General features: G+C 74.2%; 18 protein-coding genes, 3 tRNA genes and 1 pseudogene. 13 read left to right on the top strand and 9 right to left on the bottom strand.

Translation table 11 applies throughout. From position 1 onward, the window contains the following. Positions 1-799: 799 nt before the first annotated feature. Positions 800-2,693, bottom strand: a pseudogene (locus ABT026_RS12115) (glycosyltransferase family 2 protein); the annotation flags it as partial. A gap of 407 nt (positions 2,694-3,100) precedes the next feature. Further along, positions 3,101-3,174, bottom strand: a tRNA-Lys gene (locus ABT026_RS12110). Positions 3,175-4,470: 1,296 nt separating this feature from the next. On the opposite strand from ABT026_RS12110, the gene ABT026_RS12105 reads away from it, so the two are divergent. The 3 genes from ABT026_RS12105 to ABT026_RS12095 all read left to right on the top strand — a co-directional run bounded on the left by ABT026_RS12105 (position 4,471) and on the right by ABT026_RS12095 (position 7,978). Further along, entirely contained in the window at positions 4,471-5,634 is a 1,164-nt protein-coding gene (locus tag ABT026_RS12105; protein ID WP_502967961.1) for a peptidoglycan-binding protein, read from the top strand. A gap of 374 nt (positions 5,635-6,008) precedes the next feature. Beyond that, entirely contained in the window at positions 6,009-7,184 is a 1,176-nt protein-coding gene (locus ABT026_RS12100; protein ID WP_351114271.1) for an SPFH domain-containing protein, read from the top strand. Between the two features lie 188 nt (positions 7,185-7,372). Continuing rightward, positions 7,373-7,978: a lytic polysaccharide monooxygenase auxiliary activity family 9 protein gene (locus tag ABT026_RS12095; RefSeq protein WP_351114099.1), complete on the top strand. Its 606-nt coding sequence runs from the start codon at positions 7,373-7,375 to the stop codon at positions 7,976-7,978. 71 nt (positions 7,979-8,049) lie between these two features. On the opposite strand, the gene ABT026_RS12090 is transcribed toward ABT026_RS12095, so the two are convergent. The 3 genes from ABT026_RS12090 to ABT026_RS12080 all read right to left on the bottom strand — a co-directional run bounded on the left by ABT026_RS12090 (position 8,050) and on the right by ABT026_RS12080 (position 9,970). Beyond that, positions 8,050-8,123, bottom strand: a tRNA-Lys gene (locus ABT026_RS12090). A 141-nt stretch (positions 8,124-8,264) separates the two neighbouring features. After that, complete coding sequence (locus ABT026_RS12085; RefSeq protein WP_351114098.1) at positions 8,265-9,026, bottom strand: IclR family transcriptional regulator; 762 nt, start codon at positions 9,024-9,026, stop codon at positions 8,265-8,267. Between the two features lie 209 nt (positions 9,027-9,235). Continuing rightward, on the bottom strand, positions 9,236-9,970 hold the full coding sequence (locus ABT026_RS12080; RefSeq protein ID WP_351114097.1) for a maleate cis-trans isomerase family protein: 735 nt from the start codon (positions 9,968-9,970) through the stop codon (positions 9,236-9,238). Positions 9,971-10,091: 121 nt separating this feature from the next. Here ABT026_RS12080 and ehuB point away from each other — a divergent pair, with 121 nt between their 5' ends. The 7 genes from ehuB (at position 10,092) to ABT026_RS12045 (ending at position 15,074) form a co-directional block, all read left to right on the top strand. After that, complete coding sequence (gene ehuB / locus ABT026_RS12075; RefSeq protein ID WP_351114096.1) at positions 10,092-10,994, top strand: ectoine/hydroxyectoine ABC transporter substrate-binding protein EhuB; 903 nt, start codon at positions 10,092-10,094, stop codon at positions 10,992-10,994. An 8-nt stretch (positions 10,995-11,002) separates the two neighbouring features. Beyond that, on the top strand, positions 11,003-11,707 hold the full coding sequence (ehuC, locus tag ABT026_RS12070; protein ID WP_351114270.1) for an ectoine/hydroxyectoine ABC transporter permease subunit EhuC: 705 nt from the start codon (positions 11,003-11,005) through the stop codon (positions 11,705-11,707). Continuing rightward, on the top strand, positions 11,704-12,351 hold the full coding sequence (ehuD, locus tag ABT026_RS12065; RefSeq protein ID WP_108955220.1) for an ectoine/hydroxyectoine ABC transporter permease subunit EhuD: 648 nt from the start codon (positions 11,704-11,706) through the stop codon (positions 12,349-12,351). The genes ehuC and ehuD overlap by 4 nt, the downstream gene beginning before the upstream one ends. Then, complete coding sequence (ehuA, locus tag ABT026_RS12060) at positions 12,344-13,141, top strand: ectoine/hydroxyectoine ABC transporter ATP-binding protein EhuA (RefSeq protein WP_502967957.1); 798 nt, start codon at positions 12,344-12,346, stop codon at positions 13,139-13,141. The genes ehuD and ehuA overlap by 8 nt, the downstream gene beginning before the upstream one ends. A gap of 129 nt (positions 13,142-13,270) precedes the next feature. After that, positions 13,271-14,368 (top strand): LLM class flavin-dependent oxidoreductase, encoded by a 1,098-nt coding sequence (locus ABT026_RS12055; protein ID WP_351114268.1) that lies wholly within the window; start codon positions 13,271-13,273, stop codon positions 14,366-14,368. A 139-nt stretch (positions 14,369-14,507) separates the two neighbouring features. Further along, on the top strand, positions 14,508-14,894 hold the full coding sequence (locus tag ABT026_RS12050) for a DUF8844 domain-containing protein (protein WP_351114095.1): 387 nt from the start codon (positions 14,508-14,510) through the stop codon (positions 14,892-14,894). A gap of 106 nt (positions 14,895-15,000) precedes the next feature. Beyond that, positions 15,001-15,074: transfer RNA gene (locus tag ABT026_RS12045), tRNA-Lys, on the top strand. Positions 15,075-15,124: 50 nt separating this feature from the next. Here the strand turns inward: ABT026_RS12045 and ABT026_RS12040 are convergent. Then, on the bottom strand, positions 15,125-16,672 hold the full coding sequence (locus ABT026_RS12040) for a M6 family metalloprotease domain-containing protein (protein ID WP_351114094.1): 1,548 nt from the start codon (positions 16,670-16,672) through the stop codon (positions 15,125-15,127). 393 nt (positions 16,673-17,065) lie between these two features. On the opposite strand from ABT026_RS12040, the gene ABT026_RS12035 reads away from it, so the two are divergent. Beyond that, positions 17,066-19,189 carry a putative bifunctional diguanylate cyclase/phosphodiesterase gene (locus ABT026_RS12035; protein WP_502967956.1) on the top strand — a complete coding sequence of 708 codons (2,124 nt, stop codon included), beginning with the start codon at positions 17,066-17,068 and terminating at the stop codon, positions 19,187-19,189. Positions 19,190-19,267: 78 nt separating this feature from the next. Here ABT026_RS12035 and ABT026_RS12030 read toward each other — a convergent pair whose 3' ends face one another. From ABT026_RS12030 to ABT026_RS12020, 3 genes are read right to left on the bottom strand one after another with little or no spacing between them, the layout of a single operon-like run. After that, positions 19,268-20,626, bottom strand: a complete 1,359-nt coding sequence (locus tag ABT026_RS12030) for an AAA domain-containing protein (RefSeq protein ID WP_351114092.1) — start codon at positions 20,624-20,626, stop codon at positions 19,268-19,270. After that, positions 20,626-22,272 carry an amino acid adenylation domain-containing protein gene (locus ABT026_RS12025; RefSeq protein WP_351114091.1) on the bottom strand — a complete coding sequence of 549 codons (1,647 nt, stop codon included), beginning with the start codon at positions 22,270-22,272 and terminating at the stop codon, positions 20,626-20,628. Before ABT026_RS12025 ends, ABT026_RS12030 begins: the two co-directional genes overlap by 1 nt. After that, positions 22,263-23,402 (bottom strand): hypothetical protein, encoded by a 1,140-nt coding sequence (locus ABT026_RS12020; protein WP_351114266.1) that lies wholly within the window; start codon positions 23,400-23,402, stop codon positions 22,263-22,265. The genes ABT026_RS12025 and ABT026_RS12020 overlap by 10 nt, the downstream gene beginning before the upstream one ends. A gap of 333 nt (positions 23,403-23,735) precedes the next feature. Here ABT026_RS12020 and ABT026_RS12015 point away from each other — a divergent pair, with 333 nt between their 5' ends. Together ABT026_RS12015 and ABT026_RS12010 are read left to right on the top strand one after the other, a co-directional pair. Continuing rightward, positions 23,736-24,065, top strand: coding sequence for a hypothetical protein (locus ABT026_RS12015; RefSeq protein WP_351114090.1), 330 nt, complete (start codon positions 23,736-23,738; stop codon positions 24,063-24,065). A gap of 87 nt (positions 24,066-24,152) precedes the next feature. Next, on the top strand, positions 24,153-25,010 hold the full coding sequence (locus ABT026_RS12010; RefSeq protein WP_351114089.1) for a spermidine synthase: 858 nt from the start codon (positions 24,153-24,155) through the stop codon (positions 25,008-25,010). The last annotated feature ends 130 nt before the right edge of the window (positions 25,011-25,140 follow it).

The following is a 25,140-nucleotide window of genomic DNA, read 5'->3' as shown; positions in this document are numbered from 1 at the left end:
GCGTCCACAGGTTCCGTGTCCCTGGGCTCCGCGTCCTCGGGCTCGACACCGGCGGGACCGGCGTTCGCGGGCTTGGCGTCGGTGGGCTCCGCGTCCGCAGGCTTCGCGTCTCCGGGTTCCGTGTCCCTGGGCTCCGCGTCCTCGGGCTCGACACCGGCGGGACCGGCGTTCGCGGGCCTGGCGTCGGTGGGCTCCGCGTCCGCAGGCTCCGCGTCCGCGGGCTCGACACCCGCAGGAGCGGCGTCCGAAGGCTCGGCCTCCGCAAGCGCGGTGTCCACGCGCCCGGCGTCCACGCGCTCCGGGTTCGGGCGCTCGACGGCCGCACGCTCCGCGGCCGTGAACTCGGGCCATCGCTGGGTGGCGTCGATGTCCGGGCTCCCGGCCTCGACGGCCGCCGCGTCGGCCGGCTCGGGCCAGAGCTGCTCGGGTCTGGTGTCCGCAGGCCCGGTGTCACCAGCCGCGTTGTCCCCGGGCTCCGCCGGAGCGGCGGCGGTGACGGGCGGGAGCGGGGCGGCGGAGGCCGCAGCGGGACGGGTGGCGTCGAGAGGGGGCAGGGTCAGGGTGCCGGGGGAGTCGGTGGCCCAGCTCGGGCGGCGCCCGGACCGCGACGCGACCTGCTCCTGGGCGGAACCGGCGCCCTCCACGGACGGCGGGGCGGTCACCTGCGAGGGCATCGAGGGCCCCGCCCCCACGGAGGCCGGGACCTGCGCCGGCATCGGACGGGCGTGCGCGCCCGCCCCCATCGGCGGACGGACCCCGGACAACACGGGCGTGCCGTGCGGCGGCGTGACCCGGGACGCGACGGCCCCGGGAGCCGCCTGCGCCGGGGCCCGACCCGCGGCCGCACGCCCCCGCCGCTCCGCCCGGAGCGTGAGGCGCCACACCACGATCGGCGTCGCGGTGATCAACAGGGCCAGGGAGGCCCAGACCACCATCGCCGGATGCGCGTGCCCCTGCCAGAACCCGGCCCCGATCGCGCCGCCGAACACCGCGATGAAGAAGAGGTGGATCCGGAAGGTCCCGAAGAGCGTGTCGGGGCTCGCCGAGTCCCCCTTGGGCGTCACCACGAACCGGCTCCTGCGCCGCAGCACCGCGTCCAGCAGCGACCGCGCGTACACCGGCGCCGACAGCGCGGACATCACCATGCCCGCGACCCCGCCCGACCCCTCCGGCTCGTGCGGCGACACGTTGTGCCGCCGGTTCCACACGTACAGCCCGATCTGCAGCGCCGACGCGTTGCCGTACAGCATCAGCCAGACCACCGGGTCGATGTCGACGCCCGAGGCGCCCAGGCCCATGAAGAGCGCGCAGCTCAGCGCCGCGAGGATCCAGTTCAGCGCGGAGATCGGGTAGAAAATGATCATCATCGTGTAGTTGAAGAGCTTGCCCGGCGGCAGCGACCAGAAGCCCTTCACGTACTGCTTGAGGATCGTCTCGTAGGTCCCCCGCGACCACCGCAGCTGCTGGGTGAAGAAGTCGGTCCAGGAGTTCGGCCCCTCGCCGACCGCCAGCACGTCCGGCGTGTACACCGACCTCCACTTGCGGCCGGTGACCGGATTGCGGTGGCGGTGGATCTCGAAGCCGGTCGCCATGTCCTCGGTGATCGAGTCGTACAGCCCGCCGATCTGCCGCAGCGCGGAGATCCGCACCGCGTTGGACGTGCCGACGAACATCGGCGCGCCGTACCGGTTGCCGGCCCGCTGGATCAGGGCGTGGAAGAGGAACTGCTGCGACTCGGCGGCCTTGGTGACGAAGGTGTCGTAGTTGCCGTACACCTGCGGGCCGATGACGAACCCGACGTCCGGGTCGCGGAAGAAGCCGAGCATCCGCTCCAGGTAGTTCGGCAGCGGCACGTGGTCGGTGTCGACGGAGGCGAAGAAGTCGTACGCGTCGCCGTGCGCGTCCAGCCACGCGTTGTAGTTGCCGTGCTTGGTCCGCGCGCGGTGCGGGCCCTTCGCCCGGTTCCACTTCTCGACGCCCTTGCGGGAGAAGTGGCGCACGCCGAGCCGGGCGCACACCGCCTTGACCTCCGGGTCGTCCCCCTCATCGAGCAGCCAGACGTGCATCACGCCCCGGTGGCGGATCCGCACCGCCGCCTCCAGGGTCTTCGTCACCATCGCCAGCGGCTCCTTGCCCGGCACGAACGAGGTGAGGAACGCGACGCGCGTCCCCGCCTGCGGCACCACCGGGACGGGGTCACGGGCGACGAGGGTGGCGTGCGCGTTGGAGAGCACGTTGGCGCAGCGGAAGAGCTCGATCAGCCCGATCGACACCAGCATCACGACGTCCAGCGCCGGCAGGAGGTCGAAGGTCGGGTAGTCGCGCCTGGTCCAGTGCGAGGGCTGGAGCAGCCAGACCAGCAGCCCCACCGAGAGCAGCGGCGCCGCGACCAGCATCAGCGAGACCCGGATGCGGTGCGGCTCCTGCGAGAGCAGCGAGCGGTAGCGGACCGTGTACGGCCGGGACGGGTCGGGGCGGGTGAGCGGCCCGGCGAGCCGGCTGTAGTGCTCGTAGTCGTAGGCCGGCAGGTTCCGCCGCAGCCGGCGGAAGACGCCGGTGGTGGTGGTCGTGCCGGTCGGCGGAGTGTGGCCGGTGGACGCCGGCCCGTGGTGCGGCGAGGCCGCCGTTCTGTTCAGCGGCGTGGTCGTGGACGCGCCGAAGTCCTGCGCGGCGCCTGTCGGCGTCGACGTCATGAAGTCATCCCCCCGCACGCGCACGGCGGTGCCGCGGCGCGTGTCCGTTGCGTTGTTGTACTTCCCCCTGGCCGGCTGCCGCGACGCCCCCAGCGTCTTCGTCCGGTACGGGGCCCCACCCCCGCCCGCGCGGCGGCAACCGGGCGCCGCGCTCCCCCCAACCGCCGCGTCTCCGCGGCGACTTGTGTCCAAGGGTTCTACGGCTCCGAGCATGATCGCAAGACGCGAAACGCGGTCTTAACCGGTCATACGAGCCTAATGGGGCGGTCAGGGGTGAGGGTGGGGCAAGTGGGGTGCGTGCGCGCCCCCTCGTGCCGCCGTGCTCCCCGGACGCTCCGGGCGTCACCGGACATTTCGCACGGGTGCGGGCACAGCAAAAGGCCCCCGCTTGCGCGAGGGCCTCGTCGTGCGCCGCCAGGGACTCGAACCCCGGACCCGCTGATTAAGAGTCAGCTGCTCTAACCAACTGAGCTAGCGGCGCCTGCTGACAGAGAAAACTCTACCCCACCTGGTGGGGTGCTCCCGACCACCCCACCTGCCCCTTTCGTCCCGTGGAGTGGCCGCGTACATCATTCGGACCGTCAACATGCGCTCCACGCCGGGGGTTGCGAGACTGGCGTACGCACACAAGCGTGGACATTTCCCTACGAAATGTGAGGCAGATCGCATGACTGAGCCGGCCTTCGAGGAGTTCGACCCCGCCGGGGAGTGCGACTGCGCCGGCTGCGTCCACTGGCGGCGGGCGATGCCGGTGGCCGCGGGGGGCGTGTCGGGGGCCGCGCGGCACCCGGCGGGGGCGCGGGTCGTCACGGTCACCGCGGCGGCGGCCACGGCGATGACCGCGGCCCCGGTCACCGCCGCGGCCGTCGCCCCGGCTCCCGCCCCCGTCGCGGCGCCGTCGGACCAGGAGGTGCCCGCGGTGGCCGCCACGGACGGCTCGGGTGGACCCGCGCCGCGGGGCGCGGACGCCGCCGAGGCGGTGGCGGAGGCCGTGACCGGGTACGGGACCGCGCCGGGGATGACCGCGGCGCCCGGCGCGGGGAAGGTCGCGGACGGGACCGACGCCCAGCTGGACGGGGGTGAGCCGGCGGCCGGTGCGGAGGCCCCGACAGCTGGGGGCGAGGCCTTGGACGCCTCCGCGGCGGTGACGGATGCGGAGGCCGCCTCCGCCGCCCCGGCCGCCCAGGGCGAGGCGGCACCGGCCGAGGCCGCCCGAGACGGCGCCGCACCCGCGGAGACCGCCGAGGTCACTCCGCTCGCCTCGGCCGTCCAAGGCGAGGCCCCGCAGGCCGAAGCCTCGCCTGACGGCGGTGTGCTCGCGGCGGGGGCGGGGGCGGTGGCGGTCGCAGGTGCGGAGGTTTCCCCGCCCGCCCCTGCCGCGCAGGGTGAGGCGGCGCAGGTCGAAGCACCCGAAGACGGCGGCACGCCCCCGGTGGTGGCAGGTGCGGAGGTCTCCCCGCCCGCTCCCGCTCCCGCCCCCGCCGCGCAGGGTGAGGCGGCGCAGGTCGGGACCGCCCTAGACGGCGGGGCACCCGCGGAGGCCGCCGAGGTCACTCCGCTCGCCACGGCCGTCCAGGATGAGGTCCCGCCGGGGGAAGCCCCCGGAGAAGACGGGGCGGCGCCCGCGGCGGGGGCGGACGCGGAGGTCGTCCCGCTCGCCCCGGCCGTCCAGACCGGAGCCCCGCAGGTCGGGGCCTCGGTGGCGGACGGCGAGGCCACCCCCCACGCTCCGGCCGAGCATGCCGTCGCGGGGACGGGCGGCGCCGCCCCGGTCTCCGTGCTGCGGGAGGAGGAGGCCGCGCGGGTCGGGGGCCGGGAGGGCGGGGGCGGCGGCGGACGGCCCCCGGTCGCGCAGAGTGTCGCGCAGGGTGCGGTGGCGCGGCCGGCGAGCGGAGGCGTGCGGGCGGTGGCGGCTCCGCGGAACGGGGGAGCGCAGGCCGCGCCCGCGCGGGAGACGGCGGTGGGGGCGCGGGACAGGGCGGGACTGCGGCCGGCCTCCCGCGGGGAGATCATCGAGCGGGCACGGCGGTGGACCGAGGCCGGTGTTCCGTACGACATGGAACGGACCTGGGCCGACGGCTACCGCCAGGACTGCTCCGGCTTCGTGTCGATGGCCTGGGACCTCCCCGGCAACGCCTGGACCGGCAACCTCGACGACTACGCCGTGCGGATCTCCCACGAGGAGCTCAGTCCCGGCGACATTCTGCTCTTCCACAACGCCGCCGACCCCCAGACCGGATCCCACGTCGTCATCTTCGGCGGCTGGACCGACTACACCCACACCCGTTACGTCGCCTACGAGCAGACCCGCCCGCACGCCGTGCGCCGGGTGCTCGATTACCCGTACCCGGTCAACGGCGACCGTTACGTTCCCTACCGCTACCGGGCGCTCGCCCCCGGCGGCGGCTCCGGCGAGGAGGCCGCCTTCCCGGGCCGCGCCTCCTTCGGTCCCGGGGCCACCAACGCGCACGTCACCCGCCTGGGCCGGATGCTCGTCGAACGCGGTGGCGCCCGGTTCTACACCGACGGTCCCGGCGCCCGCTGGGGCGACGCCGACCGCAGGGCGGTCCAGGCGTTCCAGCGGGCCCAGGGCTGGGCCGGCACGGAGGCCGACGGGCTTCCCGGGCCGCACACCTGGCGGCTGCTGGTCACCGGGCGCGGCCGAGACATCCCGCCGCCGGGAACGCCCTCCTCGCACGGGGTCGCCGGCTACCCCGGCCGGGCCGCGTTCCGCCCGGGGGCGAAGAACGCCTACGTCACGCAGCTTGGGCGGCAGCTGGTGAAGAAGGGGTACGGCCGCCACTACACCGACGGTCCCGGCCCCGAGTGGACGGACGCCGACCGCAGGGCGGTCCAGGCGTTCCAGCGTGCCCAGGGCTGGCGCGGCGGCGCCGCCGACGGCTACCCGGGGCCGGAGACCTGGCGCCGGCTCTTCTCCTGAACCGACGAAGCGACGAAGCGACGAGCAGCACCGGAACGGAACGAGGGGCAACTGGCATGACAGCGACGACCGACGAGATCCCGGCCACGGGACCCGACCCCCAACCCGCCGCCGGGCCCGCCTCCCCCGGCGGACCTCCGGTCCTCCCCCCGGCGGCACCCCCCGCTCCCTCCCCACCCGCGATCCCCGCAGCCGCCCAGGCACCGGCACCGGCACCGGCACCGACTCAGGTAGCGGCCCAGGCCCACGCCCACGCCGAGGCCCACGGCCAGGCCGGGGCCCACGCCCAGGAACCGGTCGACCCCCACCCGCACGCCCCGGCGCCCGTGCCCGCCACCGCCGGCGTCACCGCCACCGCCGCCGTGTCCGCGGCGATGCCCGCCGCGGCGGGCGTCCGTCCGCAGGGACGGTTGATCCAGAACGAGGCCACCACCGAGATCCCCGTCCACCTCCTCTTCCGCGACGACACCATGACCGGCGGGCAGCCCGCCGTGGTCGCCCGCGTCGAGACCACCGGCACCGTCGCGGCCCTCGGGGCGACCGGCGCCGGGACACCCGCCGCGGCCGGAGCCGTCGGCCCGCAGCGCCCGTCCCGCCCGGCCCGTCGGCGTCCGGCCCCGCTCCCCGCGGTGGCCGCCGACGTCGACCCGACGCTGGAGGAGCGGCCCGGCCGCGCCGTGCCGGGCGCGCTCGGGGTGCTGGCAGGCGCCGCCGGACTGGCCGGCGGCGTCCTGACCACCTGGTGGGCCGGCGTGGTTCCGCCGGCCGCGCTGGAGCTCGCCGGCCTGCCCGTCGCGGACGCCGGGGCGGGTGGTTTCGGTCTCGGCCGGTGGGCCGCCTGGACCGGGTCCGCCGCCCTCGGCCTGTTCGGCTTCGGCGGTCTGGCCCGCGGCAACACCGGCCGCGCCTGGGTGCTGGGCATGTTCGGCCGCTACCGCGGCACCGTCCGCCGCACCGGCCTGCTCTGGGTCAACCCGCTGCTGCTGCGCCGCAGGGTCGACGTCCGGCTGCGGCACTGGCGCAGCGAACCGCTGTGCGCGAGCGACCCCAACGGGGTGGCGCTGCGGGTGCGCACGCTGGTGGTGTGGCGGGTCAAGGACACCGCCCGGGCGGTGCACGCGGTGGAGGACCACGAGGAGTACCTGCGCCGCTGCGTGGAGGCGGCGCTGGCGCGGATCCCGGTGGACCCGCCGATGGAGCCGGCCGACGAGCGTCCCGGTGAGGACGGTGACGAACCGGGTCTGGAGGAGGCGCTGACCGGCCAGGTCGCCGCCGACGCCAAGGCGGTCGGGCTCGAGGTCTTCGCCGTGCGGCCGATCCGCGTCGAGTACGCCCCCGAGGTGGCCGCGGTCATGCAGCGGCGGCGGATCGCCGCCCTGGACGCCCGGCAGCGGGCCGGTGTGCTCAGCGCGGTGGTGGACTCCGTCGAGGACACCGTCAACCGGCTCACCCTGCGCGGGCTGGTGGAGCTGGACGACTACGAGCGCAAGGTCCTGGTGAAGGACCTGACCATCGCCTTCTGCGCAGGACGCGGGGAGGCCGCGCCCTAGCGGGCGCCCCGGCTCCGGGAGTCGGAGGATCCGCCCGTTCCGCAAGAGCGGCCGAGATTGGTATGGACATGTCTAGATCACGTTTCTACTGTGAGACTTGGTCTAGACCTTCACCGCACCATCAGCTCGGCTCAGTTCGGTTCAGTTCGGTACGGCTCAAGGACCCCCCACCCCCAGGGAGCGTCGGCATGCGCAAACGCACGAAGTTGTACGCGGCCTCGGTCGGTCTGGCCACTGTGGGAGCCATGGTGCTCTCCACCGGTGGCGCCACCGGCCATGGCTACACGGACCTGCCGGTCAGCCGGCAGAAGCTCTGTCAGAACGGCACCGTGACGAACTGCGGCTCCATCCAGTGGGAGCCGCAGAGCGTCGAGGGCCCCAAGGGCTTCCCGGCCGCGGGCCCCGCCGACGGAGACATCTGCTCGGCGGGCCACTCCACCTTCAACCAGCTCGACCAGCCCCAGACCCCGTCGGGCGCCGCATGGCCCGCCACCAAGGTCACGTCCGGGCAGAGCTACACCTTCCGGTGGCAGTTCACCGCCCGGCACGCGACGACCGACTTCCGCTACTACGTCACCAAGCCGGGCTGGAACCAGAGCCACCCGCTGGCCCGGTCGGACCTCAACCTGACGCCGTTCCTCACGGTGCCGTACAACAACCAGCAGCCGCCGCAGACGCTCTCGCACAGCGGCACGCTGCCGGGCGGCCTCAGCGGCCGGCACGTGATCGTCGCGGTATGGACGGTCGCCGACACCGCGAACGCCTTCTACGCCTGCTCGGACGTCACCTTCTGACCGAGGTGACCCGTCCCGGGACCGCGTGAACGCCGAAGGGCCCCTCGCCGAGGCGAGGGGCCCTTCTTCTGTGCGCCGCCAGGGACTCGAACCCCGGACCCGCTGATTAAGAGTCAGCTGCTCTAACCAACTGAGCTAGCGGCGCATGACTCCCGCCGTCCGCTTCCGCGGTCGGCGACGAAGAAAATACTACCTGGTTCTCCGGGGTGCTCGTGACCAATTTCCGCCGGTCATGATCACGGGCCGGGGCCGGGGTGCTGGCCGGGTGCCTGGCCCGGCCCGCCGCTCACGCGCCGATGGACAGGGACAGCATCACCGGCGTCGCCTCCCGGTGGAGCTTGTCGGCGGCGCTGCGCAACCGGTGCGCCTGGCTCACCGGCATGGACAGCGCGAGGCTGGTCACCCGCGCGCCGGAGGAGATCGGGACCGCCGCGCAGACCGTGCCCACCGCGTACTCCTGGATGTCCAGCACCGGCGCGGTGGGCGGCTGGGCCTCCAGGTGGGACAGGAGCAGCCGCTCGCTGGTGATGGTGCGCGAGGTCAGCCGGGCCAGCCGGTGCCGGGAGAGGTGGTCGCGGCGGCCGTCCCCGTCGAGCTGGCCCAGCAGGCTCTTGCCCACGGCGCTGGCGTGGGCGGCCCAGCGGAAGTCCACCCACTCGTTGACCGCCGGGGTCTCGGGACCGGCGGCGTACTGGGAGACGTGCACCTCGCCGTCGACGTAACGGCTGAGGTAGACCGCCGCGCCGACGTCCTCACGCAGCCGGTTCAGGGTGCGCTGCAGCTTCGCGCGCAGCGCCCGGTCCCGTCCGTCCACCGAGGTCAGGCGGGCGAAGGTGTCGCCGACGGCGTACGCGCCGTCCGGCATGCGCAGGACGAAGCCCTCCCGCCTCAGCATCCGCAGCAGCGTGGTCAGGCGCCGCGGTGCGAGGTCGAGCTGACGGCCGAGCTCTGCGTCGGTGATTCCGGCAGGATGCCGCTCCACGACGTCCAGGACCCGGAGGGCCTCCTGGACCGTGTGGCGCGACGCGGCCGGTTCGTTCAGCGCCACGGTTTCCCCCTGCGCCAGCGTGTTCGGGCCGTTCCCCACTCCCGGTGGAGCGGGGCCGATCGACCCGTTTCACGATACCGGTGCGTAGCTATTCGGACAGGGCCTTCCGGCCCTGCCGCGATCTCCTCGGCGTGCTTTCGCAGGTGGCATATGCCATAGGAACGCACCAGTTTATGAAGGACGGGCCGGCGGGCCGACCGAGCGCGAACTCAGACCTGCACCAGCGGCTCACGGGTGAAGAGAGCCCCCAGTTCGGGGGCGTTCACCCGGCGGTCGGTCAGGCGCAGGGCCTCCCACGCCGACACCTGGTTCGCGGTGAGCACCGGCTTGCCCACCGCCGCCTCCAGCGCCGGCAGCGAGGAGACGGTGTGCAGCGCGCTGTCCGGAACCAGTACGGCGTCCGCCTCCGGATGGTCGGCCGCCAGCACCAGCTCGTGCACCCGGTCGGGACCCCACGACGCCACGTCCGACGCCGTGGCCGCGCCCGCCCCGTGCACCGAGACGGCCCGGACGCCCGCGCCCTCCTCCAGGAAGGAGACGAACAGCTCGGCCACGTCCTCCGGATAGGTGGCCGCCACCGCCACCCGTCGCGCGCCCACCTCGCGCACCGCGTGCACGAAGGCGAACGAGGCCGAGGAGGCCGGCATCCCCGCGGCCACCGCCAGCGACCGCACCTGCTCGCGCGAGGCCTCCCAGCCGTCCACGAAACTGCCCGCCGTGTTCACCCAGACCACGGCCTCCGCGCCCGACAGCCGCAACTGCTCGCAGGCGCTCGCCAGCGGCCCCGGCGCGCCCGTCTCCCGCAGCACATCCACCCGCCGCACGTCCTCACCGAGCTCGGTGTGGACCACGTCGACCCGGATGTCGCTGCCGATGAGCTGCTCGATACGGGGGTAGTCGTCCTCGGCCGAATGGCCCGGGTAGATGAATCCGAGTGCGGTCATGTCAGCCTCTCCGTCACCTTCACGTGCACCGGCACCGTCGTTCCGGTTCCTCTGCGGGTACCCAGCACCGCCCGGGAAACCGATCGGATTAGGCCATCGGAGCTCGGGTAGGCGCGCGGCCATGTCTTCACCTCCCTTCAAGAAGGAAAGACCACTCACCCGGCGGAGCCTGCTGGGCGTGGGGGCCGCCGCGGCCGCCGCGCTCGGCGTCTCCGCGTGCAGCCGGGTCCCGACCGAGGACGGAAAGGACGGCGGCGACCTGCTGGAACGCCTGCGCGCGCTGGGCGTGGTGCGGGTCGGCATCGCCGGCGAAATACCCTTCGGCTACATCGACAAGGACGGGAACCTCACCGGCGAGGCCCCCGAGCTCGCCCGGGTGATCTTCAAGCGCCTGGGGGTCGACTCCGTCCAGCCGGTGCCGACCGAATTCGGCTCCCTGATCCCCGGCCTCAACTCCCAGCAGTTCGACGTCGTCGCCGCCGGCATGTACGTCAACAAGGAACGCTGCGCGCAGGTGATCTTCGCCGACCCCGACTACCAGATGCTCGACTCCTTCGTCGTCCGCAAGGGCAACCCGAAGGGCCTGCGCACCTACCGGGACGTCGTCGAGAAGAAGGCGAAGTTCGCCACCGGGACCGGCTACGCCGAGATCGAGTACGCGATCGACGCCGGCATACCGCGGAGCGAGATCCTGATCGTGCCCGACCAGGTGGCCGGACTGAACGCCGTCGAGTCCGGACGCGCCGACGTGTTCGCGGGCACCGCCGTCACCACCCGCGAGGTGGTCAAGAAGTCGAGCAAGGCCGAGGCCACCGAGCCGTTCGCCCCGATCGTGGGCGGCGAGAAGCGGATCGACGGCGGCGCCTTCGCCTTCCGGCCCACCGAGACCCGGCTGCGCGACGCCTTCAACACCGAGCTGCACAAGATGAAGAAGAGCGGCGAGCTGCTCCGCGTCCTGCGGCCCTTCGGGTTCACCGAGTCGGAGATGACCGACCTGACCGCGAAGGAGCTGTGCGCCCGATGAACAGCTCGATGACCTCCGGCCTGTGGGAACTGGTGCTGAACGGTGTGTGGATCACCGTCCAGCTGCTGGTCCTCAGCGCCGTCCTCGCCACCGCCGTCGCCTTCGTGGCCGGCGTCGCCCGCACCCACCGGCTGTGGATCGTCCGCTTCCTGGCGGGCTTCTACACCGAGGTGTTCCGCGGCACCTCGGCGCTGATCATGATGTTCTGGGTCTTCTTCGTGATGCCCACCGCCTTCGGCTGGCAGCTGGTCCCGCTGTGGGCCGGCACCCTCGCCCTGGGCCTGACCTACGGCGCGTACGGCGCCGAGGTGGTCCGCGGCGCGATCGCCGCGGTGCCCCAGGCGCAGCGCGAGGCGGGCATCGCCCTCAGCCTCACCCCCTGGCAGCGGATGCGGCTCGTCCTGCTGCCGCAGGCCGTGCCCGAGATGATCCCGCCGTTCTCCAACCTGCTGGTCGAACTGCTCAAGGGCACCGCCCTGGTGTCGATCATGGGCATGGGCGACCTGGCGTTCAGCGGCAACCTGATCCGGCTCGCCCTCCAGGAGAGCACCGAGATCTACACCTACATCCTGATCATCTACTTCGTCCTCGCCTTCCTGCTGACGCGGATGATGCGTGGACTGGAGAAGAACCTCAAGGTCCGCACCGGCCGGACCGTGCGGACGGCCACCCCCGAGGCCACGGCCGACTCGAAGGCGGGTGCTGCCGCGTGAACTGGGACTGGAACGCTGTCGCGGACTTCATGCCGCACTTCTGGGACGGCCTGCTGGTCACCCTGCAGGCGCTGGTGCTGGGGTCCCTGCTCTCCTTCACCCTCGGCCTGGTGTGGACCCTGCTGATGAGGGTCCCGAGCCGCTGGGTGCGCTGGCCCGTCGGCGTGTTCACCGAGTTCGTCCGGAACACGCCGCTGCTGGTGCAGCTCTTCTTCCTCTTCTACGTCCTGCCCGAATGGGGCCTGACCCTCTCCGCCCTCACCATGGGCGTCATCGGTCTGGGCCTGCACTACTCGACCTACACCATGCAGGTCTACCGCGCCGGCATCGAAGGCGTGCCGGCCGGTCAGTGGGAGGCCGCCAAGGCGCTCAACCTGCCGCTGCGCCGCACCTGGACCGCGGTGATCCTGCCGCAGGCCGTGCGGCGCGTGGTGCCCGCGCTGGGCAACTACGTGATCTCGATGCTCAAGGACACGCCGCTGCTGATGACCGTCACCGTCCTGGAGATGCTCGGCGAGGCGCGGCTCTTCTCGCAGAACGCCTTCCGGTTCACCGAGCCGGTGACGGTGATCGGCGTGGCCTTCATCGTCATCTCCTACCTCGCCTCCCTCCTCCTGCGATCCCTGGAGCGACGTCTTGTCTGACACCCTCCCCACCCCTGATCCCCTGACCCCGGCCCCCGGGCGGCCCGCCGTCCCCGGCGAGCTGATCCGGTTCGACCAGGTCACCAAGCGGTTCGGCGAGAACACGGTGCTGGACCGGCTGGACTTCTCCGTGGAGGCCGGCAAGCACGTCACCCTGATCGGCCCGTCCGGCTCCGGCAAGACCACCATCCTGCGGATGCTGATGACGCTGACCAGGCCCGACGAGGGCACCATCACCGTCGACGGCAGAAGGCTGTACCCGGCCAAGCGCCGGGAGGTCGCCGAGGTCCGCAAGAACATCGGCATGGTGTTCCAGCAGTTCAACCTCTTCCCCAACATGAAGGTGCTGCGCAACGTCACCGAGGCGCCGGTCACCGTCCTCGGCCTGTCCAAGGACGAGGCCGAGGTGCGGGCGCGCGAGCTCCTGGAGCTGGTCGGGCTCGCCGACAAGTGCGACGTGTACCCCTCGCAGCTCTCCGGCGGCCAGCAGCAGCGCGTCGCCATCGCGCGGGCGCTGGCGATGCGGCCGCAGGTCCTGCTCCTGGACGAGGTGACCTCGGCGCTCGACCCCGAGCTGGTGGCCGGCGTGCTGGACGTGCTGCGCGACATCGCGCGGACCACCGACATCACCATGCTGTGCGTCACCCACGAGATGAACTTCGCGCGTGACATCTCCGACGACGTGCTGATGTTCGACGGCGGCAGGGTCATCGAGTCCGGTCCGCCGGAGCAGATGTTCGAGGACCCGACCCACGAGCGGACCCGGGAGTTCCTGGGCGCGGTGCTCTGACGTCCCACGGACGGCAGCGGGCCGGGCCCATGGGGCCGGCGCGGCGGGGCGGTGGCGGAATACGCCACCGCCCCGCCGCGTTGTCGCCGGACGCACGGTAAGCGGTGAAGAGGGAGTACGACGGTGACAGTGACGGACCGGACCGACGATGACATCCGCGGCACGGCGCACGGCGGCGCCCCCGTCCCCCTCTCGGTCCTCGACCTGGTCACCGTGGGCGCGGGGTACACCGCGAGCGACGCGCTGGCCACCTCGGCGCGGATCGCGCGGCTCGCGGAGTCCCGCGGGTTCCACCGCTACTGGGTGGCCGAGCACCACTCCATGCCCGGCGTCGCCTCCAGCTCGCCGGCCGTGATCCTCGCCTACCTCGCCGCCCAGACCGGGCGGATCCGGCTGGGCTCCGGCGGCGTGATGCTGCCCAACCACGCCCCGCTGGTGATCGCCGAGCAGTTCGGCACGCTGGAGGCGATGGCCCCGGGCCGCATCGACCTCGGCCTCGGCCGCGCCCCCGGCACCGACGGCGCCACCGCGGCGGCGCTGCGGCGCACGGACCGGCTGAACGAGGGCGCCGACGACTTCCCGCAGCAGCTGTCCGAGCTGCTGCGCTTCCTGGACGACGACTTCCCCGACGGGCACCCGTACGCGCGGATCCACGCGGTGCCGGGGCCGGTGCAGGGGTCGGCGGCGGGGGGCGTGCAGTCGGCGCACCGGCCGCCGGTGTGGCTGCTCGGGTCCTCCGGCTTCTCCGCGCAGCTCGCGGGGGCGCTGGGGCTGCCGTTCGCCTTCGCCCACCACTTCTCGGCGCGGAACACGGTCCCGGCCCTGGACCTGTACCGGGAGTCGTTCCGGCCCTCGGCGGTCCTCGACGCGCCGTACGCGCTGATCGGCGTGGCGGCGCTGGCCGCGGACGAGGAGAGCGAGGCACGGCGCCAGGTGCGGGCCGCCGCGCTGAACATGCTGCGGCTGCGCACCGGGCGACCCGGCCTCGTCCCCACGCCGGAGGAGGCCGAGGCCCACCCGTGGACGGCGGCGGAGACGGAGTTCGTGGACTCCTGGAACGCGAACGTCGTGCACGGCACGGGCGAGCAGGTGCGGGCCGGGCTCGACGCGCTCCGTGAGCGGACGGGAGCGGACGAGCTGATGCTCACGGCCAACGCCCACGGCCCCGACGTCCGCCTCCGCTCCTACGAACTGATTGCCGACGCCTACGGCCTCCCCACCGTCTGACCCGGCACGGGCCCCGCGGCGCTTCCCGGCGTCACCACCCCGCGGCTCCGGGCGGGAGCGGGGGCCAAAGGTGGGGGTTGCGGGGGGCGGGACAATGGATGGCGGTGACCACGAACGTACGCGAGGAACGGAGACCCGCATGGCGGAGCACACGCCGCGCAACACCAACCCGCGGCTACGCCCCGCGCCCCTGCTCTTCGAGCCGACGGCCGCCGCCGCCGACCCCGAGCACTTCTTCGATCTGGAGTCGATCGAGGACCCCAAGGCGCTGCTGACCCGTGCGACGGAACTCACCCACGCGTTCCGCGCCGCCACCGACCGCGCCGTCGAGTACCAGGCGATGGCCGCCGCCCAGCTCGCCGACCCCCGTCGCTTCGACCGGCTCTCCGCCGCCGACATCGCGGCCCGCGCGGACTGGACCGAGGACTACGCGATCAAAATGGTGGAGTTCGGCCGTGACCTGCTCAGCGGTGTCGAGGACGCCCCCGGACCCGCAGGCCACCGCGGCTCGCCGGGCCCCGTGTAGCCGGCGCGGGCCCCGGTCCGGCCCCACGCGGCCCGCACGGGGCGTCCGCGCGGATATCGATTTCTCGTCACCCGGATCGGGGTGCTAATGTCTACGACGTCAGCAGGCGCCGCTAGCTCAGTTGGTTAGAGCAGCTGACTCTTAATCAGCGGGTCCGGGGTTCGAGTCCCTGGCGGCGCACCGACACCGGAGGCCCGGTTCACGGAAACGTGGACCGGGCCTCCGGCGTTTCAGCGGTCCTCGAGCGAGGCGGGGACCTCCGCCCCCGGCGCCGGGGTGATCTGCACCGTCCACGCCCCCGACGCCGTGCGCCCCTCCACCCGCACCCGCACGTCGTCCCCCGGCACGGTGAACGTCTCCCCGGCCTCCACCGGCGCGTCGGCCAGTGGCGGGTACACGGACCGGTCGGAGCAGGCCGAGGTGCCGGGGTGGGAGTCCACCACCTCCACCGGGCCCTTGCCCGAGTCCGTGCCGCCGTTGACCCGGTACACCAGCACGCCCTCCGAGCAGGTGGTGGCGTCGTTCCCGACGGGGCCGCGCGCCTCGATGGCCAGCACGCTGTCCGGCCCGGTCCGCACCACCGCCAGCTTGGTGCCGCCGCCCAGCCCGAAGTACGGCATCGCGGCCGAGCCGGCGCCCCCGGCGACGGCCCCGCCGCCCGCCGCCCCGAACCCGTCGGCCGCGGCCGCATCGGCCGCGGCTCCAGGAGTCCCCGCAGCCCCGGCCCTCTCCGCCCCCTCCGTTCCCTCGGCCGCTCCGGCCGCACCGAACGCCCCGTACTCCCCGGCCTCCGGCGCCCGCCCGGTCGACGCCCCGCGCTCCGCTCCCGCCGCGGCCTCCGCCGTCTCCGGCCTCCCGCCCGTCTCCGGCCTCCCGCCCGTCTCCGGCCTCCCGCCCGTGTCCGGTCTCCCGCCCGTCTCCCCGCCGGTGTCGCCGCCCACTCCCAGCGGCTCCAGGGTGAGCCGGGTGGGGCCCCGCACGCAGCTGATCTGCCCGGAGTCGAGCCAGCCCAGCTTCCACTTGTGCCAGCCGAGGAGGTCCGGCGCGAGCCCGAACTGGCTGCCCATGAGGTCCCAGTCGCCCACATGGGTGTCCCAGTCGCCCTTGCCGTCCCGGGGCCGGTGGTACAGGTCCGGCAGGTCCAGCACATGACCGGTCTCGTGGGCCAGCACCAGCCGGTCCGGCGGATGCCGCTCGAAGACGGTGACCACCCGCCGCAGGTCGGTGCCGTCGGCGCGCAGCGGCCGGGACAGGTTGACGACCTTGGTGGCGTCCGCGTTCACGCCCGGCGCGTCCGGGTCGGCGACCAGGTACACGATGTCGTACCGCGAGAAGTCGACGACCGGATCGGAGACGGAGAGCGCGTCCTCGAGGTACTCGGCGCGCCGGGCGGAGCTCCAGTCGCGCTCCATCGCGTACTCCGTGGAGGCACGCGGCATTCTCAGCCAAGTCCGCACCGGGTCCGGCCGGACGCTGAACCTTCCGTACGAGGCCCGCCGGAAGTAGTCGTTGGTGAGGGGGAAATGGTCGGCCATCAATTCCCGCGGAGTGGTGAGCGGCTCCGAGTCTGGGAAGGAAAGAAACACCATCACCGCGTCGAGGGGACGGGTCGGACGGGGGTAATGGGCGTTCCAGGTGTCGAGCCCCTCGGAGTGGTGGGCGGAGGTGCGTTCCAGCGCGCACGGTTCCAGGCTGGTCCCGGCGGCGGAGGGGTGGGCGACGATGGACGTCGCGGCGAGTGCGGACAGGGTGGTGACCACGGCCGCCGAGGTGCGCATGCCCGGACGGCGACGGAACCCCTTGCTGAAGGGGACGGGACACGGCACGGCTACCTCCGGGCGCGATTTCCGGGACACCGCACCCAGACTGTGTGATGGTGTGCAGAGATGCCCTGTTCGTCTGGCCCGGAAGGGTGAGGGGCGACCTGCGCATCCCGGCGCCCCGGCCGGGACTCGAACTGAGCTTCGGTCACGGAACGTCACAACTGATCGGCCGACGAAGCGACGTGTCCATTTCTGGACGCAAGCGATCCGCGGCTGGGGTGGTTTGCCCCAGTGCGGAATTGGACGGCTGGAAGGGCCTGTGGGCTGCCTCTATGATCGGCACACTTTCCTGACCCTTCCTGAACCGGACTACCCATACGAAGATCGAGTGCACTGCGGGAGCAAGCGGTGAGCGGAACGTCCGAAGGTCCGGCTGCTCCGGATCGCATGGGCCAGACCGTCACGGAGCGTGGCGCGGAGCCCTCGGCGCCCGCGGCGCCCTCAGCGGGTCCGGCCTCGCCCGGCACTGCCGCCGGACCGAAGCCGTCCCCCCGGCGGGGCAGGTACGCCCGCGGCGCCGTCACCGGCGGCGAGCCCGCGCGGAACCAGGAGCCGGCGCGAGGCCAGGAACCCGTACGGGGCCAGGAACCCGCGCGAGGCCGGGAACCTGTACGGAGTACAGAGCCCGCGCGAGGCCAGGAGTCCCCGCGAGGCCAGGAGCGGGAAGCCGTACGGACGCACGCCGCTCACTCGGCCGGCGACGCGCTGCTCGCCCTCGACCCCGCCTACCGGTCCGCCTTCACGGCGGCGCCGCTGGCCATGGCGGTGGTCGCCCCGGACGGCCTGGTGGTGGGCGCCAACGCCACCCTCGCCCGGCTGCTGGGCGCACCCCGCCCGGACACGCTGGCCGGCCGGGTCGCCGCCGACCTGGTGGACCTGGCCGCCGACCCGCGCACCTGGCAGGCGTACCGGGAGGTGCTGCGCGGCCGTCAGGCGGTGCTGCGCTGCACCCGCCGGCTCAAGCACCCCGAGGGGCACTCCCTGTGGGCCCAGGTCACGGTGACCCCGCTGACCGGCGGCGAACAGGGCGTGCTGCTCTCCGTCGCCGACATCTCCGCCCGCCGCGAACTCCAGGCCCGGCTGCGGCACCTCCAGATGCACGACCCGGTCACCCGGCTGCCCAACCGCAGCCTCTTCTTCGAGCGGCTGACCACCGCCCTGGAGACCGCCCTGACCTCGGACGTCGGCACCGGCCGGGTCGGGCTGTGCTACCTGGACCTCGACGGCTTCAAGGCGATCAACGACACCCTCGGCCACCGGGTGGGCGATCGGCTGCTGGCGGCGGTGGCCGAGCGGCTCACCCGGTGCGCCGACGAGGCCGGCTTCAACCGCACCGGCGCGCCGCTGGTGGCGCGGCTCGGCGGCGACGAGTTCGCCCTGCTGGTGGAGGACTCCTCCGGCACCGAGCAGCTCGCCGACCTGGCCGAGGCGGTCCTCACCGCCCTGCAGTCGCCGTTCGACCTCTCCGGGCAGCGGCTCTCCGTCTCCGCCTCCATCGGCGTCGTCGAGCGGCACGCCGAGGGGACCACGGCGACCGGGCTGATGCAGGCCGCCGACACCACGCTCTACTGGGCGAAGGCCGACGGGAAGTCGCGCTGGACCCTCTTCGACCCCGAGCGCAACGCGCACCGGATGACCCGGCAGGCCCTGGTCTCCACGCTGCGGCCCGGGATCGAGCGGGAGGAGTTCGTCCTCCAGTACCAGCCGCTGGTCGGGATGTCCGACGGGCGGGTGCGTGGGGTGGAGGCGCTGGTCCGGTGGGACCACCCCCAGTTCGGGATGCTCTCGCCGAACCGGTTCGTGGGGCTGGCCGAGGAGGACGGGTCCATCGTGCCGCTGGGGCGGTGGATCCTGCGGACCGCCTGCCGGCAGGCCCGGCGGTGGCAGCTCGACCACCCGGGCGAGCCGCCCCTGTTCGTCAGCGTCAACGTGGCGGTACGGCAGGTCTGGGACTCCGACCTGGTGTCGGACGTCGCGCGGATCCTCGCGGAGTGCGAGCTCGACCCGGGGCTGCTGCAGCTCGAACTCACCGAGTCCGCGCTGATGGGGTCCGCGGGCCGGCCGATCAAGGCGCTCCAGGCCCTCAGCGACATGGGCGTGCGGATCGCCATCGACGACTTCGGCACCGGGTACTCCAACCTCGCCTACCTCAGCCGGCTCCCCGTGTCCGTCCTGAAGCTCGACGGGTCGTTCGTCCGGGGCTTCCAGTACGAGGACGGGGCCGGCGCCGGCGCCGCGGGGGAGAGCGGCCGTTCCGCGCCGAACGCGGCGGACGAGGTGATCGTCGAGGCGATGGTGCAGCTCGCCCACCGGCTGGGCCTCAGCGTCACGGCCGAGGGCGTGGAGACGGCGGCGCAGGCGGCCCGGCTGCGCCGCATCGGCTGCGACACCGGCCAAGGCTGGCTCTACAGCCGCCCCGTCGCCCCCGACGACATCGCCACCCTCCTCACCCAGGACGCCCCGGTCCTCTGACCGCCCCCGCGCACCCGACGCGAATCAGCCGTTCTCCCGCGCCCGGTCCCGCCAGGGGCGCGGTGGTCAGAGCGGTGGTCAGAAGTGCCAGGGGACGCGGTGTTCGGCGAGGTGGGAGAGGACCGCGTGGTTGGCCTCCCAGCCGTCCGGGAACTTCACGGTGACGCCCAGCTGCACCGGCTCCGTGGAGGGGTGGTCGTCGAGCAGGTCGGCCACCCCCGCCCGGCAGACCACGATGCACGCGTGACGGTGCCGTGAGGCGAGGACGCACAGCCGCCCCGTCTCCAGGTGGAACGCCGTCGCGTCCGGGCGCCCCGACAGCGGGTGCAGCACCACCGTCACGTCGTACTCCCGCCCCTGCAGCCGGTTGGCGGTGTCGACGACGACGTCCCGCACCCCCAGCTCGGCCAGCGCCGCCCGCACCGCGGCCGCCTGGTCGCGGTGGGCCGTGCCGACCGCCACCCGGTCGGCGGTCAGCGGCGCCGGGACGTCCGACCGCTCCGAGACCGCCGCCCCGCCCCGGTCCAGCAGCCGCCGTACCACCATGGCGACCGCCCGCACCGCCTCCGGGTCGGTGCGCGGCGTCAGCCGGTGCGGCAGCTCCAGCAGCCCCCACCCCGAGTGCGCCGCCTCGTCGATCACCCGGTCCGGAGCCGACCCGTCCGACGGCACCGCGAACGACAGCCGCCGGTCGTCGAAACCGGTGCCGGCGCGGAACGGCGTGAACGGGTAGAACGCGGCGGACACCAGCGGCGCCGCCGACGCCGGGAGGCGCCACGACACCGGCAGCCGGTGCTGCGGCAGCCCGGGGTTGTGGGCCAGCAGCGTGGAGACCGCCGAGGCGGACGGGTCGTACGACAGCCCCGCCCACTGCTCCGCGCCCACCACCGAGAACGGGTCCAGCTGACCCGGGTCGCCGACGAACAGCGCCCGGTCGAACAGCCCGGCCACCGTCAGCAGCGCGTCCGAGCGCATCTGGTACGCCTCGTCGACGATCGCCTGCTCCCAGTGCGCGTCGGACGGCTTCACATGGCCCCACTTGGCGGCCGTGGAGATGACCACCGGCAGCCCGGCCAGCGCGGCCGCCTTGTCGGAGAGCAGGACGTTGTCCAGGCCCTCCAGCGCCTTGTCGTACGCGTCGGCGTCGCTGCTGTGCAGCCGGCCCACCGGCAGGTCGGGCCGCTTCTCGTGCAGCCGCAGCACCAGGTCGTCCACCTGCGCGTTGGTCTGCGCGACCACCATCAGCGGACGCCCCGCCTCCGCCAGCTCCAGCGCCGCCCGCACCACCAGCGTCGACTTCCCGGCGCCGGGCGGGGAGTCCACCACCACGCCGCGGTGCGCGCCGGCCTTCGTGTCGCGCAGGATCGCCTCGGTGACCCGGGCGGCCTCCGCGCCGGGATCGAAGGCCGCGGCCTGGGCGGCCCCGACGGACGTCATCACAGCAGGTCCTCCTCGGTGACGGGATCGGCGGCGGGCAGCGGGGCCGGGTCCGACGGCGGCCCGCCGTGCGTCCACGGAGTGTTCTCCGGGTCCGGCAGCTTGGGGCCGCCGCGCGGCTCGTGCTCGAACAGCGTGAAGCAGAGCCGGTCGCCCTTCTCCGGCACCGAGCCGAGGGCCGGCTCCTTGCCCCGGCCCATCCTGTCCACGATCCGCAGGACGACCAGCAGCGGCCCCTCCTCGGAAGCCTCCCCCTCGCCGCCCGCGCCGCCGCCGTCCTCCTCCTCGACGGCGACGAACTGGGCCGCCTGCGGCTTGCCCTCCAGCGAACGGAAGACCTTCGCCTTGTCGCCCAGGTGCGGCCGGTCCTCCGTGCGCACGGTGACCAGCGGACGCGGGCTGGGGCGCCTGGTCTCCGTGTACGTCATCGTCACGTCGACGACCTCGCCGACGAAGGCCTCGCCGGTCAGCCGCCGCGCGGCCAGCACCAGCGGGTCGTCCAGCGCCTCCTGGGCGTCCAGCTTCGCCTGCTCCCGCTCGCGGCGGGCCAGCTTCTGCGCCGCCGTGACCGCGTCGTCGATCCTCGGCTGAGGGGGCTCGCCGGAGGCCACCCGGTCCCGGTGCGCGGTGAACGACCAGCGGTCGCCCGTCCAGCGGTCCGGGACCCGGGACGCCTCGGGCAGCGCCCGCAGGAGGTCCACGCCGCGCCAGACGTTCTCCCAGGTGGGGAGGGTGCGCGAGCGGACGAGCTCGCCGATCTCCCGCTCCGCCTGCGACAGGTGCGCCAGCAGCGCGTCGGCGGCCACCCCGTCCTCGGCGGCGGCCAGCGCCGAACGCGCCCGGTCGTACCGCTCGATCGCGGGGGCCAGCAGCCGGTTGTCGAAGGCGGGATCGGTGGCCGGACCGGCCGGCGGGCACAGCAACTGGCCCTCGGGGTCCCGCCCCAGCTCGGCCCGCAGCGCCGCCTCGGCGCCGGTCAGGCCCTCCTCCTCGGGCGGGTCGATCCAGGCGAGCAGCGCCCCCAGGTGCTGGTCCTCCAGGCTGGACTGCCCGGTGGCCCAGTGCCGGGACAGCAGATCGGTCATGGCGAGCAGCAGCGAGGAGCCCGGCACCCGGGCCCGCTCACCGAAGTGGGTGAGCCAGCGGCCCAGCAGCGGCACCCGCGGCGGCGCCGGGTACGCCGTCTCCGGGTCCTGGTCGGCGGTGCGGCGGAACCGGGTGGAGCGGCCCAGCAGCCGCACGAACTCCACGCCCGCCCGGCTCGGCACGATCAGCTGCGGCGCGTCGGCGCACAGCTCCCGCTCCACCTTCACCTGCCGCCCCGTCTCCGGGTCGGCCTCCTTGCCCTCCACCAGTTCGACGTCGTCCGCGAAGGACTCCACGTAGGGCAGCACGACGTCGGCCAGCTCGGCCAGGAAGGCGGAGCGCAGGTCAGGGTCGCGGGGCTGCGGCACCACCAGCAGGCGCGGCGCGTCCCGGTCGCAGCCGACCAGCGCGCCCAGTGGGGCGCCGGCCTCGCCGGCCGTGGTCAGCGGCACCATGACCAGCGGGCGCTCGGCGAGGTGCCGGTGCCGCACCGTGGCGGCCGCCTGGGCGCGGCCCGCGCGGATCGCCTCGAGCCGGGCCAGGGTGGTGATCAGCGACATGACAGCGCCTCCTCCCGCAGCCGCGCCGCACGGCGCAGCGCCGCGACCGCCGGGTCGGCGGCGTCCCCCGCCTCGCCGTGCGCGGCGGCCAGCACCGCCTCCACGGCGGCCAGCTCGCCCAGCTCGGCCCGGGCGGACCGGCCCAGCACCGTCACCGTGCCCTCGTCGCGGGCCCGGGCCCGGCAGTGGAAGGCGAGCTCACAGGTGGCCAGGCACTCCGGGGTGTACACCGCGCGCACCGACTCGACCGTCTCGGCGAGCAGATCGGCGGGCAGTTCGGGGGAGAAGCAGGCGCCCGGGGCCAGGCCCGCCGCGATCTCCTCGACCCGGGTCAGCCGGCCCAGCTGCCGCGCCGTCACCGCGCGCTGCTTGCGGACGTCCACGGCGGAGGCGGTGGGCAGGTTGGAGAAGTCCTTCGGGCAGACCAGCAGGATGCGGTGACGCACCCGCGGAGGCGGATCGAGGCGCGCGGCCACGTCCTCGAGCGCCAGCACGTACACCGCGGCCTGCCGCGCCGCCGCGCCCACCTTCGCGGCGTCCGCGGAGCCGTCCAGCATCGGGAACGACTTGATCTCCACGACCGTCCAGGTGCCGTCCGGGTGCACCACCACGGCGTCCGGCTCGAGGAAGGCGGGAGTGCCGGCCACCTCGAGGGCCAGCATGGGATGGTCCAGGAGCGTCCACGCACCGTCCGCCTCGGCGGCGGCCGAGGCCTCGCGCAGGGCCAGCGCGGTGCGGCCGGCGCGGCCCTGTGGGCCCGTCGCGGCGAGGTCCGGCACGCGCGCGCCGCCCGGCGGGGGCTCCGGGGCCGACGGATCGAGCCGCTCGCGCACCAGCCGCAGCAGCTCGGCGCCGCCGTCGCCCTTCACCCGTGCCTCGAAGGCGTGGCCACGGGTGAAGGCGAACTGGGACTGTCCGAACGGCGCGGGGGCGCCCAGCGCGCTCGCCAGCGCGGTCTTGTCCACGCCGGCGCCGTCGAGGAGCGCGCGGCGTTCGCACCCCGGGTTGGCGGCCAGGGCCGCGAGGGCGCGCGCGTCCAGCGGCTTGGCCTGGACGCCGGGACCGCGCAGCTCGGCCAGCCGCTGCCGCAGCGCGGGGCCGTCGCCGTGCGGGGCCTCGCCCTGGCCCACGCGGTCCCCGCCGGGCCCGGGCGACTGGTTCGGCTCGGGGCCCGGACCGCTCCGACCGGGGCGCGGGCCGCTCAGGTATTCGCTCACCCGGGGAAGTCTGGCATCCGCCACCGACAACGCGGGGTGCGCGTGTGACGCGAGGGGTTCCTGGGGACGGATGACCGCATTGCGAGGGGTGGCGAAGGGGAGCGAATCGGCGGGACGGGGCGTTCGTCCGTGTCCACCGGGGGTTCACTGGCGTTGAATTCCACGCTGCCGCTGAATTCGCCGCTGGGGATTCACGCCGTGAGTTACTGCCGGTTCTCGAGCTATTGAGGTCCTTGGAGGCCGAAAATGCAGAACAGCCGTCCGTCGGTGCGAGGCGATGTGGTGACCGTTCCCACGCGGCACGGGCTCGAGGCGGTGGACATCCTGCGCCGCCACCACGTCGCGGCGGTGGGCCCCGTGCTGCACGACGACCGGGGCGGGACCCTGGGCTTCGTGGTGCCGACCGGCACGGCGGAGCGGTGGAACGTCCCCGGCAGCCGGTGCGTCCACCGGGCCGAGGGCACGGACTGGCTCCTCCCGCCCGCTCCCGACGGCCTCGCCACCGACCCCGCCGTCCTGCGTCGCGCCCTCAGCGAGGCCGCCCGTCTCATCGCCGCCGCCGACAGCTGTCAGTAGGTCCGCCCGGGCCCGCACGCGGCCCTCGCCCGTACCACCGGCCCCCCACCCCGCGGCCTTCCCTGGTGCTGCGGCGACAATGGGCCCATGGGCAGGAAGACACGGGGCGCAACGGCCCCCGGGGTGACCGAGGAGGTCGACGGCGGGACGGCCGCGCTGGTGCCGGACCGGGACCGCCCCCGCGGGTGGACTTTGATGATCGACGGCGCGCCCCAGTCCCACGTGGACCTGGACGATCCCACCCACCTCGCGTTCACCTACCAGCGCCGCATCGGGCACGTGATCGACCTGGCCGCCCCGCAGGGCAGGCCGGTGACCGCGCTCCACCTCGGCGGCGGCGCCTTCACCCTGGCGAGGTACGTCGCCGCGACCCGCCCCCGCTCCTCCCAGCAGGTCGTCGAACGCGACGGGCGCCTTGTCCAGTTGGTGCGCAGGGAACTGCCCCTGGACCCGGCCGCCCGCATCCGGGTACGGACCGCGGACGCCCGCGAGGGCCTGGCCAAGGCCCCGGACGCCCGGGCCGACCTGGTCGTCGCCGACGTCTTCGGCGGCGCCCGCACCCCCGCCCACCTCACCTCCGTGGAGTTCCTGGACGAGGTGCGCCGCGCCCTGGCCCCCGGCGGGCGCTACGTCGCCAACATCGCGGACGGCGCGCCCCTGGCGTTCCTCCGCGGCCAGATCGCCACCGCCGCCGCCCGGTTCGCCGAGCTCGCGCTGATCGCGGAACCCGCGCTGTTGCGCGGCAAGCGGTTCGGCAACGCGGTGCTCGTGGCCTCCGACGCGCCGCTGCCCCTCGCCGACCTGACCCGCCGCGCGGCCGGCGACCCGCACACCGCCCGGGTGGAGCACGGCCGGGCCCTGCTGGACTTCACCGGCGGTGCCGCCCCCGTCACCGACGCCACCGCCGTGGCCTCGCCCGCCCCGCCGGCCTCCGTGTTCACCTAGGGCCTGTCCGGCGGATCATGCACGTGGGTCGTGGGGTCTGGCACGCACGTCTGCGGCGTTGTCGTCGGTCGACGACGCTCCGCGTCGCCTCCCTCCTCCGCCTTGCAGCCGCACGCACCAGACCCCGCTC

The sequence above is a fragment of the Streptomyces sp. NPDC002734 genome (assembly GCF_040295685.1).
Lineage (GTDB): Bacteria > Actinomycetota > Actinomycetes > Streptomycetales > Streptomycetaceae > Streptomyces.
This window is presented reverse-complemented; position numbering and strand designations above follow the sequence as displayed.